General features: G+C 51.4%; 18 protein-coding genes and 2 pseudogenes. 7 read left to right on the top strand and 13 right to left on the bottom strand.

What is annotated here, in order from left to right:
* Nucleotides 1-2 precede the first annotated feature (2 nt).
* The 3 genes from PPOP_RS07880 to PPOP_RS25815 form a co-directional block, all read right to left on the bottom strand.
* The gene (locus PPOP_RS07880) at nucleotides 3-203 is read right to left on the bottom strand and encodes a hypothetical protein (RefSeq protein WP_006285647.1); all 201 of its coding nucleotides are present in this window, start codon (nucleotides 201-203) and stop codon (nucleotides 3-5) included.
* 32 nt (nucleotides 204-235) lie between these two features.
* Nucleotides 236-1027 (bottom strand): ATP-dependent nuclease, encoded by a 792-nt coding sequence (locus PPOP_RS07875; RefSeq protein ID WP_006285646.1) that lies wholly within the window; start codon nucleotides 1025-1027, stop codon nucleotides 236-238.
* 218 nt (nucleotides 1028-1245) lie between these two features.
* Nucleotides 1246-1485: a putative holin-like toxin gene (locus PPOP_RS25815; RefSeq protein ID WP_422730627.1), complete on the bottom strand. Its 240-nt coding sequence runs from the start codon at nucleotides 1483-1485 to the stop codon at nucleotides 1246-1248.
* A gap of 131 nt (nucleotides 1486-1616) precedes the next feature.
* Here PPOP_RS25815 and PPOP_RS22655 point away from each other — a divergent pair, with 131 nt between their 5' ends.
* Complete coding sequence (locus PPOP_RS22655; protein WP_159101820.1) at nucleotides 1617-1754, top strand: hypothetical protein; 138 nt, start codon at nucleotides 1617-1619, stop codon at nucleotides 1752-1754.
* A gap of 113 nt (nucleotides 1755-1867) precedes the next feature.
* Here the strand turns inward: PPOP_RS22655 and PPOP_RS07865 are convergent.
* Nucleotides 1868-2068 (bottom strand): annotated as a pseudogene (locus tag PPOP_RS07865) (transposase); the annotation flags it as partial.
* A gap of 151 nt (nucleotides 2069-2219) precedes the next feature.
* Between PPOP_RS07865 and PPOP_RS07860 the strand changes: the two are divergent.
* The 3 genes and pseudogenes from PPOP_RS07860 to PPOP_RS25810 all read left to right on the top strand — a co-directional run.
* Nucleotides 2220-3068, top strand: coding sequence for a DNA adenine methylase (locus PPOP_RS07860; protein ID WP_006285643.1), 849 nt, complete (start codon nucleotides 2220-2222; stop codon nucleotides 3066-3068).
* Entirely contained in the window at nucleotides 3052-4341 is a 1290-nt protein-coding gene (locus tag PPOP_RS07855) for a type II restriction enzyme (RefSeq protein ID WP_006285642.1), read from the top strand. The genes PPOP_RS07860 and PPOP_RS07855 overlap by 17 nt, the downstream gene beginning before the upstream one ends.
* A gap of 195 nt (nucleotides 4342-4536) precedes the next feature.
* A pseudogene (locus tag PPOP_RS25810) lies at nucleotides 4537-4605 on the top strand (hypothetical protein); the annotation flags it as partial.
* Between the two features lie 162 nt (nucleotides 4606-4767).
* On the opposite strand, the gene PPOP_RS07850 reads toward PPOP_RS25810, so the two are convergent.
* From PPOP_RS07850 to PPOP_RS07810, 9 genes are all read right to left on the bottom strand, one after another.
* The gene (locus PPOP_RS07850) at nucleotides 4768-4983 is read right to left on the bottom strand and encodes an S-layer homology domain-containing protein (protein ID WP_006285641.1); all 216 of its coding nucleotides are present in this window, start codon (nucleotides 4981-4983) and stop codon (nucleotides 4768-4770) included.
* A 314-nt stretch (nucleotides 4984-5297) separates the two neighbouring features.
* Nucleotides 5298-7658, bottom strand: coding sequence for an RNA polymerase recycling motor HelD (helD, locus tag PPOP_RS07845; RefSeq protein WP_006285640.1), 2361 nt, complete (start codon nucleotides 7656-7658; stop codon nucleotides 5298-5300).
* Between the two features lie 359 nt (nucleotides 7659-8017).
* A complete protein-coding gene (ade, locus tag PPOP_RS07840) occupies nucleotides 8018-9703 on the bottom strand; it encodes an adenine deaminase (RefSeq protein ID WP_234399732.1) in 1686 nt (561 codons plus the stop codon).
* Nucleotides 9603-10661, bottom strand: coding sequence for a DUF7309 domain-containing protein (locus PPOP_RS19335; protein WP_006285638.1), 1059 nt, complete (start codon nucleotides 10659-10661; stop codon nucleotides 9603-9605). Before PPOP_RS19335 ends, ade begins: the two co-directional genes overlap by 101 nt.
* A 104-nt stretch (nucleotides 10662-10765) precedes the next feature.
* Nucleotides 10766-11359: a GTP cyclohydrolase I FolE gene (gene folE, locus PPOP_RS07830; RefSeq protein ID WP_006285637.1), complete on the bottom strand. Its 594-nt coding sequence runs from the start codon at nucleotides 11357-11359 to the stop codon at nucleotides 10766-10768.
* Nucleotides 11360-11412: 53 nt separating this feature from the next.
* A complete protein-coding gene (locus PPOP_RS07825) occupies nucleotides 11413-11619 on the bottom strand; it encodes a YneF family protein (protein ID WP_006285636.1) in 207 nt (68 codons plus the stop codon).
* A gap of 200 nt (nucleotides 11620-11819) precedes the next feature.
* Nucleotides 11820-13553: a tRNA epoxyqueuosine(34) reductase QueG gene (gene queG / locus PPOP_RS25315; protein WP_006285635.1), complete on the bottom strand. Its 1734-nt coding sequence runs from the start codon at nucleotides 13551-13553 to the stop codon at nucleotides 11820-11822.
* Between the two features lie 188 nt (nucleotides 13554-13741).
* Nucleotides 13742-14293: a DUF402 domain-containing protein gene (locus PPOP_RS07815; protein WP_042227886.1), complete on the bottom strand. Its 552-nt coding sequence runs from the start codon at nucleotides 14291-14293 to the stop codon at nucleotides 13742-13744.
* A gap of 129 nt (nucleotides 14294-14422) precedes the next feature.
* Nucleotides 14423-14860 carry a GNAT family N-acetyltransferase gene (locus PPOP_RS07810; RefSeq protein WP_006285632.1) on the bottom strand — a complete coding sequence of 146 codons (438 nt, stop codon included), beginning with the start codon at nucleotides 14858-14860 and terminating at the stop codon, nucleotides 14423-14425.
* Between the two features lie 427 nt (nucleotides 14861-15287).
* Between PPOP_RS07810 and PPOP_RS07805 the strand changes: the two genes are divergently transcribed.
* The 3 genes from PPOP_RS07805 (at nucleotide 15288) to PPOP_RS07800 (ending at nucleotide 17924) form a co-directional block, all read left to right on the top strand.
* Nucleotides 15288-15902: a superoxide dismutase gene (locus tag PPOP_RS07805; protein ID WP_006285631.1), complete on the top strand. Its 615-nt coding sequence runs from the start codon at nucleotides 15288-15290 to the stop codon at nucleotides 15900-15902.
* 81 nt (nucleotides 15903-15983) lie between these two features.
* Complete coding sequence (locus PPOP_RS21785; protein WP_006285629.1) at nucleotides 15984-16223, top strand: helix-turn-helix domain-containing protein; 240 nt, start codon at nucleotides 15984-15986, stop codon at nucleotides 16221-16223.
* A gap of 465 nt (nucleotides 16224-16688) precedes the next feature.
* Nucleotides 16689-17924 carry an ROK family protein gene (locus tag PPOP_RS07800; RefSeq protein ID WP_006285628.1) on the top strand — a complete coding sequence of 412 codons (1236 nt, stop codon included), beginning with the start codon at nucleotides 16689-16691 and terminating at the stop codon, nucleotides 17922-17924.
* Nucleotides 17925-18123 lie beyond the last annotated feature (199 nt).

Raw genomic sequence — 18123 nt, 5'->3', positions numbered from 1 at the left:
TGTCAAATCGCCTCATCCCCCGGCAAGCGATCTGCAGCCGATTTTCGATATTGCGCCTTCTCCCTCCCGTTCGGTACAATAAGTAGAGGATACGCGAACTTATGTGCGGCCTTCAGGCCGCTTTTTTTTGTGTAAGGAGAGACGGCCCGCCTGCGAGCGAGCAAGTCCTCACGACGCAGATAACCGACAGGGGTGAAGGGCAATATTGAAGCATCCCAATTTGATCTCTCATCCTTTACGCTCGGTTATGACCTATTTTCGACGGCGGCTCCTCACCCACGGCAATTTCTTTTTCCGTCGAGGCGATTTCAGATAACGCAGCGGCTCTTTCTACAGCATCCTTCAATTCCATTATATTGGTCCATTCCATACAACCATCTGGAGTATGTTTCGTGTGATCTATTAAAGATAATAATAATTCTTCTATTTTTTTAATATTAGCATCATTCTTTGACATCATCATCAGAGCATTATAGGGCTTTTCATTCCTTACTTCTTCTCCGAAAAAAGCTTTTTCTAAATTTGGAATTGATGCAACTAGCCGAACCTTCGATTTATCCTTGTGTAGATTCACCAAATCTAATATATTTTGGTTTGTAGTCCATGCAGAGTTGCTTCTCTTTGCATCTCTCGTTAAAGGTGTATCACTGTCATGGAGGACAGAATATTTCGTCTCAAAGTGATTCAAAATCTTAACTAAAGATACAATTGTCGCCTTCCCACGCGCTCTTATTATTTGAACATTTCTAAACTTTTCTGGCTCTTTCAAAATGGCATATTTGAACGCAGTATATTCGGTATCCCCTTCAACAATAACAATATGGCCACCAAAGAAAAATTCTGCGACATATGGATCGCAAACATTCAATAACTTTAACCGTTGCTTATCGTCATCGTTTAGTTTAGCTTTTTCAGGACGAAAAAGTGTAGTCCCATTAATTTCTCCATCATCCCCACTTTCAACACGAATAATCGTTGTATTGTTACGTGATAAATCAATAAATGCTGGGGAATGCGTCGTGACCATGACTTGCCAATTACGGGATTGAGGTAAGTCGTATGCGTGTTGACATTGCGGATGTAAAAGGCAAAAAAAGCGCTAAAAATCAATAGAACCGGCGCTCGCCGGTTCTATCCTTGATAATCACATGAACGGGCTATGCTCAACATAGGGTGTCAAAGAATAAAGGTCGGACTGCCAGTCCGACCTTAAAGATGCAGGAACCTCTAGACGTATAAAAAACGCTATGTTATCCTGTAAATAGAAAAGGAGCCGTGCTTGCAACACGACTCCCGAGCAATAGCCGCTTTAAGAGCGGTCGGCTGTTCAGGTGTACGAAATAGATCGCTAACCATCACACGGCGGCGGTCTATTTCTTTGTGTGTAAGTAATATTAGCAGCGTTACGACAAATGTCAATAACGCGAATATCCAAAGTCCGAATTGGAACATAACGGATAGTGCTTCGTATACGCTCACAGGCATCACCTCCCTTCCGGGAGATTAGCCGACCGCCATAAAGCCTTTCTATTGCTCGTCCGTCATACCGTATTTTGGGACAAGATACGGCAAATTTTTGTAATTGTAACCTAACAAGCCGGGCGACAGCGACGATCATGGTCAATGGCTGCGCACATGACGAGCTGGCTGTTAGCTGGCTGTTGATTGGCGGCGTGACCTATGCCCCGGTGCGAGCAGTCGTGGAGGCTGTCGGGGCTGAAGTGAGTGGGTGGGATATCGAAAGGTTGAAATAAGTAAAGCTTAATTTAAATTATGTAAAAGAGCCGTTGACCACGGCTCTTTTTTGTGCAAACTAATTTTGTACTAGAGGACAGGAATTTCTACATCATCACCGAATAAAGGCATTGCGGCTTTTGCCGTTACGGGAATTGGCCGTCGTCTTGTCCGTTTTCTCATATTTCTGGTAGCCCAGATGTGTGTCCATCTCGGCCTCCAGCATTTCCCGAATCATCTCGGCGAACAGGTCCTTTAAGGCATTCTGTGCATCTTGCGCGATCACTAGGTTGTTCTCTTTCATAAACGCTCGTAATTGCTCTTTCGTCCACAATTATTTCCAGTAGGTGTCGCACTTTATATTACAACCCGTCTATTAAAATAATGATATACTTATATAGAACGGACGCTCCGCTCTTTTTTATAAAAAAGGGTTGACGAATAAATGTAGTAATTTATGCTTATTAGGGTAGGGGGCAAATCGTATGACAGTAACGAGAAATAGATTGGCACAGCCCTTCTTAAAGTGGGCAGGTGGAAAACGTCAGCTTCTACCGGAGATTAAAAAGTATATTCCAAAAAAAATAAATACTTACTATGAGCCTTTTGTTGGAGCGGGGGCAGTTTTATTTGACTTGCAACCGAAAAGGGCTGTGATTAATGATATTAATGGTGACTTAATCAATACTTATAACGTTATAAAAAACAATGTAGATGAACTTATTGAGGACTTAAATAAGCATAAAAATGACCCCGACTATTTTTATAAAATTCGCGACTTGGATAGAACAGGAAAATATAAAAACCTTACGAATATAGAGAGAGCTTCAAGAATAATATACTTAAATAAAACATGTTTTAATGGCTTATTTCGTGTGAATAGTCAGGGGCAATTTAACGTACCTTTCGGGAAATATAAAAGCCCTCAAATTGTCAATGAAATAGTCGTAAGGGCAGTAAATCATTACCTAATAAATAGTGATGTAAGTATACTAAACGGTGATTATGAAACAGCATTAGAGACCGCAAGCAAAGGGGATTTCGTATACTTCGACCCACCTTATGACCCTGTCTCAGATACATCTTCCTTTACAGGGTATAGCTTAGATGGATTTGATAAAGAAGACCAAATCAGGCTACGAGATGTATTTATAAAGTTAGATCAAAGGGGTTGTAAAGTCTTATTAAGTAATTCTGCAACAGACTTCATCAAAGATATATATAGTGATTATCACATAAAAATGGTAACAGCAAGTAGGAATATTAATTCTGTTGCTTCAAAAAGAGGAAAAATAGATGAAGTTCTGGTGATGAACTATGAGCCTAAACGATAGGGCATGGGAAGTATTATTTGAAAGACATGACATAATAAATGAAGTACAGACAAATGGATTCTATGAGATAACTGCTAAGGCAATAAAGGAAGAACGGGAGCCACGTTTAATGGCAAAGTTTGACCATAGTAGTAATTTACCTCAATCTTTTAGAAAAAATGGTCTATCTATTCTTCCTGTATCTCGGTCAAGCTATGTTATTGGTGAATTTGATGCCTATCAAAAGGTTTCATATAATCAAAAATTGAAGCCAATACAAGTAGAATTTCCTACAAATCTTACAACTATTGAGCCGTCAAATTTGTACTCTGAAAGTGCAGCTTTACATTGTGCATCTGTCACAGGAATGATTGATCTTTTAATAGGAGAAGAAGCTGTACAAACTATTTCTGGTCGAATGTCCTCCAAAGAGTTTAACTTTACTATAAGAACTAGAAAAGGTATAGACCGCAATGTGTCAATAAGGAATGCACAAGTAGAAATTGACGGTGGTTATGAAAGTGATTCTTCCTTTTTGGTCATTGAGGCTAAAAAGGAAAGTGTAGATGATTTTTTAGTGCGACAGTTGTATTATCCTTATAGACTATGGAAAGACCAAACCTATAAACAAGTTAAACCCGTTTTCTTCACTCATTCAAACGATATTTTTAGTTTCTTTGTCTATGAATTTACTGACCCTATGAGATATTACTCATTAAAACTAATAGAACAAAAAGACTTTGTTATTGCACATGAAGACATTGAGCTTGAGGACATTTTAGCGTTATTAAATGGATCAAATACAGTAACAGAGCCTGAAATACCTTTTCCACAGGCAGATTCATTTCCTAGAATTGTAGACCTTTTGGGCTTGTTAATGGAGAATGATTTAAGTAAAGAAAATATTACGAATAATTACGATTTTGATGAAAGACAAACAAATTATTATACTACTGCGGCAATGTATTTAGGTCTAGTTGAACGGTTAGGACATAGAAATGGTCCAAAGCGTATTGTAACGTTCAGGCTCACTCTTAAAGGAAGGGGAATAATGAAGCTCCCCTTTAAACAAAAATACCTTGCATTAGCAAAATGTATTATAGAACATAAAGCATTCAAAGATACTTTAATTGTCTACCTCCAAAATGGGCATCCACCAGATAGAGACAAAATAGTAGATATAATGTTGGACTGTAATCTTTATAATGTTGGTTCCAAAAGTACTTACTTTCGAAGAGCTTCAACTGTTATAAGATGGATTGATTGGATTTTAGAGCTACCTAACAATTATTAGATCCGCAAGGCTTATTTTATTGACGGCTTGTAAATAAACTACGACACCACTCTCACCTTAGCATGTCTTAACATGCCTTAGTAGCCTGGGCAGACGATATTTCACTCTGCGTTGCCGATTCACAAAAAATTTGTCGTTTTCTGTCCCCGTGGATCGAAATATATGGTATGATAGACAGGAAATAGGAAGCAATTTGGACTTTGGATATTCGCGTTACTGACGTTTGTCGTGACGCTGCTGATATACTTGCACGCAAAGAAATAGGCCGCCCTCGGAATAGGTAACGGTCTATTTCAGATCCAACTATTCAAGCCAACCGCTCTTAAAGCGGCTATGGCTCGGGAGTCGTGTTACCAGCACGACTCCTTTTATATTTATATCTTACCACGGTGTAATTTATACGTCTACGGGGTGTTGTTCGTACCTCTATTTCCCCAACTGCTTCAACATCCGCTCAACTACCACGGCCATCTCAGCCCGTGTAATCTGCTCATTCGGCGCGAATCCAGTGGTACGTCCACCCATAATCCCCGCGTCCATTACACGCTCGACGGATGCCTCGGCCCAATGGCCGTGAACGACAAATAGACCCCACCTAGCAGTCAGAATGGGGGCGTGTATGATGAATGCAGATTCGTTCAAGCGACAGGAATCTGGAAGGTGCGATAACTATGGGGGCGAAGCAATTCCCGAAGCAGACGCGATGGCGATGACGCATCGTCAATGGCATCGAGCTGAACCCGTCGACCCCGCACAGACCGCCCATTCGATCCTGGCCTGGCACGGCTGGCTTGTGCCGTCTGATGGGGAGGGGCCATCCGTCATCAGCTTCGCTCCTCCCTTCCCAACGTACAAAAAAGCTGCCGCGCGCAGGGCGCCATTGTGGCGAACCCATGCAGCGCTAGGCAGCTTATATCTTCTTGCCCTTCCGTGCCGTCATCGATCCGGTTCCCGATTCAGGCCTGTACCTGCCCTTCGTCCGCTCCCGCAGGCGCAGCTTCCAGCCAGGGACTCAGCCGACCCATATAGTAGATATGGAGCTCATGCATCGCCCGCGTGCACGCCACATACAGCAGCTTGCGCTCGCTCTCCCGGCCGTAGCCTTCGTCGGATGCATTGTACAGCACGACGGCATCGAACTCGACGCCCTTGGCCAAGTACGACGGAATGACCAGCGCGCCCGCTTCAAAGGTCACCGTCTCCTGGTGAACGAGCCGCAGCGGCACGAGATCCTTCAGCGCCTCGTACGCCTCGCGACTCTCTTGAGCCGTCGTGCAGAGCAGAGCGACATTGCGGTGCCCGGCGGCAAGCAGTTCGCGCATCCGCACGGCGACCCGGGCGTGTAATTCCTCCCTGTCCTGCAATCCCCTCAGCGTCGGCGCCGGACCTTCGCGCTCGAACGTATCGAACCGCTCCCCGCCCGGAATGATGCGCCGGGCCAGTTCCATTATCGGCCGAGTCGAACGATAGCTTCGGGTCAGCTGGAACGACTCCGTCTCCTCGGCCGGGAACACTTCCGCCAACGCCGGTAGCGGCACTGACGCTGCTCCTTCGGCATGCGGGTAAATCGCCTGATCCTCATCCCCCAGTACCGTGAACCGGGCACGAGGGAACAGGCGCTTGAGGAAATGGAGCTGAAAGACCCCGTAGTCCTGGCCTTCATCCACGAAGACATGCCGGATCGACGTATTCGTGTGAAAGCCTTCCAGGCATTCTTTCAAATACAAGTATGGCGTCGCATCCTCTACGGTCAACTCGCCCCTGTTCATTCGCTCGGACGTCAGGGCACAAATGTCGGCCCAGCGATCAGGCAGCCCCTCTCCTCCGGCCAGGCTGGCCGCGAAGTCCGGACTGGCGAACAATTGCGTGTATATGGCTGGCATATCGACGAAGCGAAATCGCTTGATATCCGCGCGAAGCGGCTTGAAGCGCTCATTCACGATCTGGCGGGCCAGCCATTCGCGTTCGCGATCGAAGTCATCGAACGTCTCCTCCGTAAATCTTTGCCGGCGCTGCAGCTCCTGGAACGCCCTGACGTAATTCTCATTGTCCAGCAACTCGATCTCTTCCTCCACCCAGTCCGCCTTACGTTCCCGGCGCGCGGCGGCGACCAGCTCGTCTCGCAGCCAATCCGCCACTTGGCTCAGCCGGTTCGGGATCGGCAGGGACGCATCCAGCTCATAAAATTGCCGCAACATCGCTTCTCCCGATATGAGCGTCCGATCCCGGAAGCGAAGATCGCGGAACCGCATGCCTTCCTGCCCGATCCGCTCCACATAGCGCCCGATCAGCCGGAAGAAAGTCGCCCCCGACTTATAGCGAATCCCTTCCATTCGCGCTGCGTATTCCGGTTGATCCCCGGCGCTCAGCGCATATTCCATCTGTTCGGCCGGGTGCTCCAGCCGGAAGGAAGCGGCCACTCGGTACTCCACATACTCCTGATACGTCGTCTGCCGCATGTTCCGTTCCCCCAGTTCCGGCAGGACGGTCGATACATAGCGGTTGAACATCGGATTCGGCGAGAACAACACGATCTCTTCAGCCTGCAGCGTATCCCGGTACCGGTACAGCAAATACGCGATCCGCTGCAGGGCGGTGGATGTCTTGCCGCTGCCCGCCGGGCCAGTGACGACCATTAGCCGCTTCTGCTCGTTGCGGATGATGCGGTTCTGCTCCCGCTGGATCGTCGCGACGATACTCTTCAAATGGGCACTGGACGGCCGACTGAGAATCTGCCGCAGCAGTTCGTCGCCAATCGTAAGCCCCGTATCGAACATGCCCTGGAAGCGGCCTTCCGCGATGATAAATTGGCGCTTGAGCCCCATCTCCCCCGACAAGCGGCCGACAGGCGTCTCATAGTGGGCCGGGCCCGGCGAATAGTCATAATACAGGCTGGACACAGGCGCCCGCCAATCATAGACAAGGAAGTTGTCGTCCTTGTCCCGGAAGGAGCCGATCCCGATATACACGCGCTCCGCCTCCGCTTCCCCCTCTTCCCGAAAATCAATCCGTGCAAAATAAGGGGACTGCGCCATCCGCTTCCACGCATCAAGCTGCTGGGCCGCATGAAGATGCCTGCGCTCTCGCTCCGCCAATACTTCCGCCTGCTGCTTCAAGCTGGCATGCGTCTCGACGGCTTCATACGCGTCATCCAGATTGACTTTGACGTCATCCCAGAACTCGCGGCGGATATCCACGACTTCGCCCTTGATTGCGCCCATCTCTTCCTGCAGCGGAATAATGCGCTGCCCAATCTTCTCCATTACCTCGACGGCCCGCGCTTCCTCCAACTGCCACTCCCGATGATTCGGGTCCATCTTATCACCCGCTTTAATATAGATTACGATTTTGCGGCACTGGGTTCCTTCACCAGTTGACAATACCCCGTGGTTTATGATATTATATATTTGGATAAAAATATATTTGTTCATCATAAACTTATGCCGCACCTAATATCGTACCATAGGATGGATGCGGCTGCAAGCGATGATAAGGTGTCAAGTATACCTTATGTTACATAGACAAGCGACTATTGGTAGTTGAATGATGAGAGCGACCGGAGGAGATATTTTCCCCCGGTCTTTTTTGTGTACCCATTTCCTGACCTTATGGAACGTATGCCTTGACATCGGATGAACCCAGGTCAAGCCTATTGCATCGTGAACACGATACAGAATCAGCGGTACGGCCCTTCTACCGTTACCGGAATATGCTTAAAGGCAGCGAAATCGAATAAGCCCATATCCGTCAACTTCAGTTCGGGTATAACGGGCAAGCATAAGAACGACAGCGTAACAAAAGGATTGAACTTACTTGAAACGCCAATCCGCGATAGAGCCTGATGGAGCTGTTCCATATGACGGAGCACCTCGGCATAGTCCCCGGTCGCCATTAAGCCTGCCACTCGAAGCTCGATGGCCGAGAGCACGACGCCATCGCTTGCTACGGCCAATCCGCCCTCCATATCGCGCAGCGCTTGTATGGCGGCCAGCATATCCCGATCGTTGCTGCCGGCCACGACGAGGTTGTGGGAGTCATGCGCCACGGTAGAGGCGATTGCTCCGCATTGAATGCCGAACCCTTTGACGATGCCAAGTCCGATGCAACCGGTATGGTGATGCCGCTCCAACACGGCGATCTTCAATTGATCCTTTGCTACGGAAGGGCGGAAGCAGCCATCCTCCACATCTACCTCCTCCACGAGACGCGTCGTAATGAGACTGTTGGGATTGATGCCGATAATATGGCAGCGGCGCTCCCCCTTCAGCTGGACATGCAGATCCCGTTCCGTTATCTCGGGAAGGTTAACTGTCTTCAAAAGCTTGGCCGGGATTTCTGCTGCTTGCGGCTGCGGTCCGATATATTGGCCATTCTCGCCCACCAGTCTGCCGGCTTTATACACTTGGGTAATTGTCAGACGATCCAAATCGTCGAGCAGTAAGAAGTCAGCCTCGTACCCGGGAGCAATCGCGCCTTTGGTTTGCAATCTGTAGCATTCGGCTGCATTTAGGGAAGCCATCTGGATCGCTTGCAGCGGATCAAGCCCGCAGCGTATAGCCAGACGCGCGTTATGGTCGACGCTGCCCTCCTGCAGCAGCTCGTCCAAATGCTTGTCATCAGTGCAGAACACGCAGCGGCGCGCATTGCTGGCTGTCACTGCCGGGATGAGCGCTTCGACATCCTTGGCAACCGAGCCTTCGCGAATCATGACATACATGCCTCGTCGCAGCCGCGCCTTGGCTTCCTCGGCCGTTACGCATTCATGGTCATTGCGAATGCCGACCGCTCGGTACACATTGATGGCCTCTTCATCCAGCCCTGCACCGTGGCCGTCAATCATTCCACCATGCCGTTGCGAAGCCACCAATTTGTCCAGCATGCCGTCGTCGCCGCGCCGCACGGATGGATAATCCATCACCTCGGCCAACCCCAATACCCGGGGGTGAGCGTAGAATGCGTCCAGACTGGCGGCATCGAGCTTCGCTCCAGCGTGCTCGAACGGCGTGCATGGAACGCAGGATGGCAGCATGACATATACGTCCAGCGGGAGATTATCGGTAGCGTCCAGCATATATTGAATGCCGTCTGTTCCGGCTACATTCGCGATCTCGTGTGGATCGGCAATGACGGACGTGACGCCGTGAGGGAGCACAACGCGAGCGAATTCGGCAGGCGTGATCATGGCGGATTCAATATGAACATGCGTGTCGATGAAGGACGGGGCGATATAGCGGCCCTCCGCATCGATAACGCGGGCGCCTTCATAGCTGCCGCCGATGCCTGCTATGATGCCGTCCACAATCGCGACATCCCCTTCGATAATGTCGAGATTGAAGACATCGACGATTTTTCCGTTCGTTATGACAAGGTCGGCAGGCGCCGTTCTGGCGGCTGCGGCTATCCGCTTGCTCCAATGTTGCTTGCTCCAATTCATTCGATCTCACATTCCTTTGCATAATGAATTCCTGCTCGAAATTCCCTTCATACGCGACATGGAAGCCGACCGCGCTGCGGGTCTGGCGATCGACCCACAGACAGAGCCGCGGGTAATACGGCCGCTCGGCCTCGCCCTGTACCGCAACAGGGGCGAAGAAATAATCGGTCTCCCACTGCCCTCGTTTCTCCGGAATACGGCACACGAGGTTCGCCAGCTTCGCGTCGTCGCTGTATTCATACTTCGCTGGGCGCTTCAGGACGAACTCGGGATCGCGCCAGCCTTCGCTCCATTCCCCGTTCTCCTGCGCGCGAACCAACCGTTGCCCAGAGACCGGCGGCACGAGCAGCTGCTCGTCCTTCTTGCATCGAGCAGCCAGTTCTGCCGCTTGCTCCAAGGCGTTCGTCAGGAAGCAAACCTGCTTCCGGTCAAGCGTCCATGGCACAAGCCCCGGGGCATAAGCCCGGAACAGCGGCCAGGCGTTGTGGCCGCGGAAGCGGAAGCCGAGCTCTTTGATTTGCGCCAGATCCTGCTTGTCCAGATCGGTCCGATCCTCGAACGTCACCATCATGCATTTTTGCCGGTTCAGCCAAGCATAACCATCGTCCCGCTCCAGCATCATGTTCTGCAGACTCTCCAGCCCTTCGCCGCCGCAGAAGACGGCCAGGCCGAACAACTCCTCGCTCGATCCCATAATCGTGCAATATCCGGCCTCTCCATCCTCCGGGTTGCATACGCCGAAGATCTCGAAGTCGGGCATCCATTTCCAGCTTTCTTGCTTCTTGAAGGCCACCGCCGCTTCATAGAGGCGACGCCATTCCGCCTGCTCTTCGGATAATTCCACCTCTTCTTCGCTGCGCTCTGCAGCAAGCGCGCCTCGATCCAAAAAAAACCACATCCCTCTCATGCTTTCTTATAAGCCATGCAAAAAACCCGCCCCTTTGCCCGGAACGGGTTCCATTGGTTCTGCTCAAACCCTAAAGCACCAATTTACTGCTTAATCAGTGACAAAAATTCCGCGCGCTGCGCCGCACCATCCTTGAAGCTGCCCCTCGTCGACATCGTCACCGTCTTGCTGCCGGGCTTCTTGACGCCACGGGAACACATGCATAAATGCTCGCCCTCGACGACTACCATCACGCCGTGCGGCTTCAACACTTCTTCCATAATATCCGCGATTTCCGAGGTGACCCGTTCCTGCACCTGCAGACGGCGCGTGACCGCTTCGACCAGCTGCGCCAGCTTGCTCAGGCCGGCCACCTGTCCGCTTGGAGTATAGCCGATATGCACCTTGCCGAAGAACGGTGCCATATGATGCTCGCACAAGCTGTAATACGTAATGTCCTTGACGATGACGAGCTCCTCGTAGGCTTCGTCGAAGGTAACCCCGAGCACGTCGCGCGGATCAACCTCATACCCGCCGAGGATCTCTTCGTACATCCGGGTAACACGCGCCGGCGTCTCCCTCAGGCCTTCCCGATCGACATCCTCGCCGAGCAGCCTTAAAATTTCTTTTACGTGATGTTCGATCAGCTCGCGATTCTCACCAACTTTTGAATTGGCATAGTCCCTCAAGCCAGCCATAATCGTCCCTCCTCCCGCTTGCCGTGCCCATGGATGCGAGCAGTTCCATTATTTCATTTTCTCTTGTTTTTTTGCATCATTTTCTGAGCTTGCTGCATCTGCTTCGCATTCATATTGTAGCCCATTTGCTTTGCCATTTTTTGCAGCATTTGCGGATCCGATTGCATCTTCTCCATCTGCTTGCGCAGGTAGAACACCCCGCCGGCAAAACCGATAATGACACCCACGATGAGTGCAATAATCCCTACAACCCAAATCATCTGCTTATGGTCACCCCAACAAAAATTTTTTAGAAAGGTAATTCAAAAAACCGTCTTTGATAAAACGCGGCTTTTTGAACACTCACTTCGATCTATCCGTGAGAAAGCATGCCTTCGCGGAACTCGTCCGCCATTTATGATAGCATGTCCCTTCCAAGATGACAAACGAATGGAATCTGACCCTGGTGTCTCCCAAGATCTCATTGCCCACAGGGAATGCCCTCGAGACGAAGCAGTGTGATTTTCTTGCCCATCCCGCCGCCATACCCGACCAGCTTGCCGTCAGCTCCAATCACGCGGTGGCAGGGCACGATAATGGAGAGCGGATTGCGATTGTTCGCTCCGCCGACGGCCCGTACTGCCCCTGGAATGCCGATCGCTTCCGCGATCTGCTTGTAGGACCGGGTCTCCCCATAAGGGATGTCCGTCAAGGCTTGCCATACTTGCCGCTGGAACGGCGTCCCCTGGATATCGAGCGTCAGATCGAATTCTCGGCGCGTTCCCGCAAAATACGCCTCCATCTGCCGCTTGGCCTCCTGCAGCCGCTCCGGATGGCGCTGCAGCACGACGCGGCCGTAGCTGCGGGCCGCCCGCCGCTGGAGCCCTTCCGCCACCGATAATGCGTTCCCGAACTCGAGCGCGAACAATCCAGTCGCCGTTGCGGCCAATGTCAGCGGTCCCAGCGGGCTCTCCATCTCCTGCACATACAGCGGCTCATGCTGAGCTTCGGCGCACTCCTGGGCTTGCATCACAGCTTCCTTCACCTTCGTTTCCTCCTCGCGGCTTAGCGCCGCCTTTAATATGCGCTTGGCGTCCGGCCCACCGATCTGACCAAGCGCCCATGCCGCGGCGGCTCGGATATCCGGCCGCTCATCCATGCACAGCAGCCCTTCTAAGACCGGGACCGCCTGGCGGTCGCGGAAATTGCCAAGTGCCGCAATCGCGTTGCGCTGGATCGGCTTCTTCCCGCGCCACGCCGCCGCGCTGCTGCCGAACCGGGACTTGAATTCCCGGTTCGACAGCGACAGCAGCGGCACGAGTAGCGGCTTCGCCTGCTCCGGATCGGGCTGCATCTCGGCATGATGGGTCCAATTCAGGCCGCGGTTCTTCGGGCATACGATCTGACAGGTATCGCAGCCGTACAGCCGGTTGCCTATCTTGACCATCATCTCATGCGGCAGTATCTCCTTCGACTGCGTCTGGAACGAAATGCAGCGCTGCGCATTGAGCTGCCCGGGCCCGACGAAGGCCCCTGTCGGACAGGCATCGAGGCAGCGCGTGCATTCCCCGCAATCCTCGGTCAGCGGGTGATCCGGCGGCAGCGGCAGATTCGTAATCATTTCACCCAAGTAGATCCACGATCCCCACTTTGGAGAAATAATCGAACAGTTTTTGCCGCTGAAGCCGATGCCGGATCGCTCGGCAACCGCCCGATCGCACAGCTCGCCGGTGTCGACCATGCTCTTGACCCGTACCTCCGGCACCCTCTCGCATAGGAACTGCTCCAACCGCTGCAGCCGGTCCCTCAGCACATGGTGATAGTCCAACCCCCATGCGGTCCGGGCGAACATCCCCCGGCAAGCCCCCCGCTCCGACTTCGGAACGCCCTCCATCTTGGACGGATAAGCAACCGCAATCGCAATAATGGAACGTGCCCGGTCCAGCAGCAACGTAGGCTGCGTCCGCCTGTCCAGGTCCGGCTCCTCGAACCCGGACGCATAACCTTGATCGATGGAATGCTGGAGGCGTGCCTTCAATTCGGTGAACGGGTCTGCCGTCGTGAAACCGACCTGATCGATACCCATGGAAGGCGCCGCATCAATAATCTCTTGCTTGAGCCGCTGCCAGCGATCCGCTTCCCGGATCGCCTTGGCCCCCGCCTCTTGGTCTGTTCCATATGGGGTCCATCGTATCTTTTGCTTGTGTTCCACCATCCCGTTCACCTCCTTCCATTGATCTCGCTGCGCGGATCGCGCCGCTCTAAATGCAGAACGGTCCCCTGGCTCCGGGGCCGGATTCCCCGGAGCAAGTGCCGTTCCTGTTGCAGTCTGACTTCGCTTACTTTCATTCATTCCCTGCCGCATTCCTTGCTCCGCCGGTCTGCCGCTGCAGGGGAATTCCCTCATCCCGGCTGGACCGCCTGCTTCCAGTTGTTATAGTACCGGCGCACTTCATCGTCACAGAACGGAGGCCGGCAATGGCGGATCCGTTCCAGCACCGCGTCGAGGCCAGCACTAATCTTGCACTCCACTAGATCAGGATAATGGTATACACGCCGATTCTGTTCATACTCGTCCTGGTCCACCACATTTACCTGGCCGCCGGGCAGCTGAATGACGTCCAGATCGTAGTCGATATAGGTGAAAATGTTTTCCGTACGGTATGGCGGCGAAGCAATATTGCAGTAGTAGCGAATGCCGTGATCCTCAATCAGAGCCACCACATTGAACCACTGCTTCGGAATGAAGAATGTAACGGCAGGAATTTTGCTATTCCATTGCTTCCCGTCCGCTTCCCTGATCGGAGTTTGGCTGTTAATCAGCACGAACATTCCTTCAGCGGCATGCTCAGGATACACGAGCGAGGAGGGCACGATCCAGTTCTCCAGCCACATCCGGTGCAAATGGCCATCGTGTTTGAAACTTTTCACAAGGGCTTTCTCATAACGTTCCATGCGTTTTCCTCGGCTTTGCTTCATTTCTCTTCACTTATTATTAATAGAAAAGCATATCTTCACCCCGATTGCAACGGTTGTAAAGATATGCCTTCCGATTCGGCGATAAAATGTTCAATTTAGAGACAGCTAGTCGGTAACAATCCGAAGCTGCTTCAACGAACGCAAGACATGTTGGGCCCCGTATCCTAATGCCTCGAACCAAGGCAACACGAATTCCGTATGCTCATCCGCAGCAATCATAATGTTTCGGACCTTGCGCTGCTGGAATTTCTGCTCCATTCCGGCGACAAGCGACTTGCCTACGCCTTGGTTGCGGAAATCTGGATGCACCGCCAAACGATAGTAGTACCCGTTGTTGCGATCGATAGTACCGATAGCCAGTCCGACCATGATCGTCTCCCCGTCCGGGTTCTCCTGTTCCGCAATGAGCACAAGCTCTCCATCCAAGGACAACTGGCGCGCGAAGGCATCCAGCGTCTTCTCACAACATTCCTCGGACAGTGATTCCTTCAATAACTGAGTAGCCGGCAAATAATCCGCCAAACGAAAGGATCGAACGTTCATGTCTTACTCTCCCTCATCCTGAGCTTGGTGTAAAATAAACGGTTCTCTTCTCTATCTGCTATCAAACAAGTCTACGCCAGCGGACATCCATTTTGCTCTTATTCCATTATATATTATAGTACTTACAAATACGACAAAAATCGCGAATTTCCTCCTTTCTCATTCGGATTCCAGGAAAAACGCCGAAAAAGCACGGTTTTTCTATTGTAAGTGCTTTAAAAAAAGTGCTTACAACGATTTTGAACCCGTTGATATAAATAAATTGGAAGTTATACCAACCTTATAACGAACCGTTTCAGCGCCGGCGCTACGTTTGAAGGCGTTCTAACAAAGCTTATACTTTTTAAACATATATGTTGATTTGTTAGCCCGACTCATGGTTAAATGAGAGTAGATCACTTACATATATTTGGGAAGGAATGATACGATGTCGCATCAATTACCAGCTCTTCCGTATGCGAACAATGCACTGGAGCCTCACATCGACGAGACGACGATGATGATTCACCATGACCGTCACCACAACACTTATGTGACGAACTTGAATGCGGCATTGGAGTCTGCGCCTGAACTGCAGTCCAAATCCGTTGAGGATCTCATCTCCAATCTGAACAGCGTGCCTGAGAGCATCCGTACGGCACTTCGCAACAACGGCGGCGGCCATGCCAACCACTCCTTGTTCTGGGAGACAATCGGACCGAACAGCGGCGGACAGCCGGCAGGCAAGCTGGCGGAAGCAATCGATAAGGAGCTTGGCGGATTCGACAAGTTCAAGGAAGATTTCACGAAGGCAGCTACGACCCGCTTCGGCTCCGGCTGGGCTTGGCTGGCAGTCGACAAAGACGGCAAGCTGTCCGTATCCAGCACGGCGAACCAAGACAATCCGCTGATGGAAGGCAAGACTCCGATTCTTGGTCTGGACGTATGGGAGCATGCCTACTACCTGAAATATCAGAACAAGCGCCCGGAATACATCGCTGCGTTTTGGAACGTCGTCAACTGGCCGGCAGTTGAAAAGAAATACGAAGAAGCTACAAAATAAGAAACCAAAATCAGAGACTATCCCTCCCCTAATAGTAGACAGGTTAAGTAATAAAACCCTACTACGAGGGGAGCTTTTTTTTTGCCTAAATTACAAGATAGTGCGTCAGAAAAACTCGTCGTCCTACAAGAAATTGAAAGTGGTCAGATAGGTATTAAGGCTGCAGCTAAAAAATCCGGTATTTCCAAAACCAGCTTGGCGAAATGGCGACGTCCTTATGAAGTGTATGGATACGGTACACGCCCTTGTTCATTCTATCGAAAAATATCCGCACAATCTATTCCTGCTTACCATATTATAGGTACTATATCCCCCCTCTAGAGGTAGCACCTTACTCTTGCATATTTCGCTTATTCGCAGAATTCATTAGCCCTCATCTCGCTTTCAGCTTCCCGCTCCCTCTTCCAACCATGATGCCGCGATGACCGGCAACTAGCAGAAGAGCCATAGCAGAGCATGCCCGTCACAATCACTGGCCGGGCAGCCTCATGGCCGCGTTAGGCATCGCGTCGACTATCGTCATGTTCACCGTTGCCATATTTTTCTTTGGCGTGTATGATAATTACTGGGTGCAGCCCCATTAGACGGAATAAAGCCTGCCGCCGTGGCGCTAATTGCCTTGGCCGCAGTCAACATGATGCGCAACGCAGGCTACCAGGACGGCTGGAACATCAGCTCGACCTGGCCGGTCATTTTGTTTATTTCAGCCTTGTTCGCACTGATCAGGCTTCGTTTGCAACCAAATTACAGTCATCATATTGTCTGGAATAGAGGAGATAATAATCTATGGGTAACGCATTGGAGCAACGCATCTCTTCCAAAAAGGGGAAAGAATTGTTTCAACGAATCCGCCGTGCGCCGGAAATATCGAAAAATGATTTAATCAGCGAGAGCGGGTTTACCGTCAGTACGTTGACCCGTATACTAGATCAATTGACGGCGCTCGGCCTTATTATCGAGAGCGGCTTTGGCGCCTCCACGGGCGGACGGCGTCCAATTCTGTACCGTGTCCGTGCAGAATACGGATATGCTTTCGGACTCGACATCTCCCGGACCTCATCCCGGCTCGTCCTGCTGGACACGGCCGGACAGATGAAGGCAGTTCACGTCATCGAGATGAACGACCAGATGACGCCGGAGCGGCTAATAGAGCGCGTAACGGCTCATATTTATACATGGATGGACGAGTATCGGCTGAATTCGGATACGGCACTCGGTCTTGGCATTGGTGCTGTCGGACCGGTCAACCGGTTTGACGGTGTCATTTTGCAACCGGAGTATTTCACCGCGCCCGGGTGGGAGAATGTGCCTATCGTCGCCGAGCTGGAGCGGCGGCTGCAACTGCCCGTGCTGCTGGAAAATGGCGCGAATACGGCCATCCGGGCTGAGGCCTGGGCGAACCGCTTCATGGGCGTTCGCCACATGCTGTACGTTCATGTCGGGAGCAGTCTCCGTTCGGCGATGATATCCGACGGCAAGCTCGTCTACGGAGCCGTCGACATGGAGGGGGCGCTCGGCCAAATGATCATCCAGGTCGACGGCATTCCTAACCGTTCTGCGAACGGCAATTACGGCTGTCTTGACTCCTATGCCACCATCCACGCGCTGGAGAGCGAGGCGAACGCGATGCTTCGCATCGGCCGGCGCAGCCTGCTGGAGCATATCGTGCCACGCGGGGAGCTTGCCGCATTCCCGCATATTATCGAGGCGCTTAAGAAACACGATCCGCTCGTCACCGAGCTGGTTACCCAAGCGGCAACCTACTTCGGCGTCGGGCTTGCCAACCTGCTCAATGTGCTCCATCCGGAGCGCGTCGTGCTGGGCGGACCGTTTATGGATATTAACGATCTCTATTTCTATACCGCGACGCAGACAGCGATTCGCAAGGCCTATCATTACCCGCAATATCAGGTTGTCTTCAGCAAAGGTAGCTACGGCGAAGACGCCCTGGCGGTCGGGGGAGCGCTCATGGTGCTGGATCAGCTAGCGGCATCTGTCTCGCCCTCCTCGACGATCATATAGTACAATGCACAAGCATGACACTGCCTTCCGGAATTGCAAGGGAAGCAGCTTTCATGACGATCCAGTACAGTACACGTAAGACCGATGCGATACTGCCTGCAAAACACTTGAGTGCACATTACATACACGGAGCACGCAGCAGCGCGCGGCACCTTCCTCTCGGCAGAACCGGCAGCCGGAGATCGCTTGGCTTCTAGTG

Source organism: Paenibacillus popilliae ATCC 14706, assembly GCF_000315235.1.
Classification (GTDB): Bacteria; Bacillota; Bacilli; order Paenibacillales; family Paenibacillaceae; genus Paenibacillus_B; species Paenibacillus_B popilliae.
This window is presented reverse-complemented; position numbering and strand designations above follow the sequence as displayed.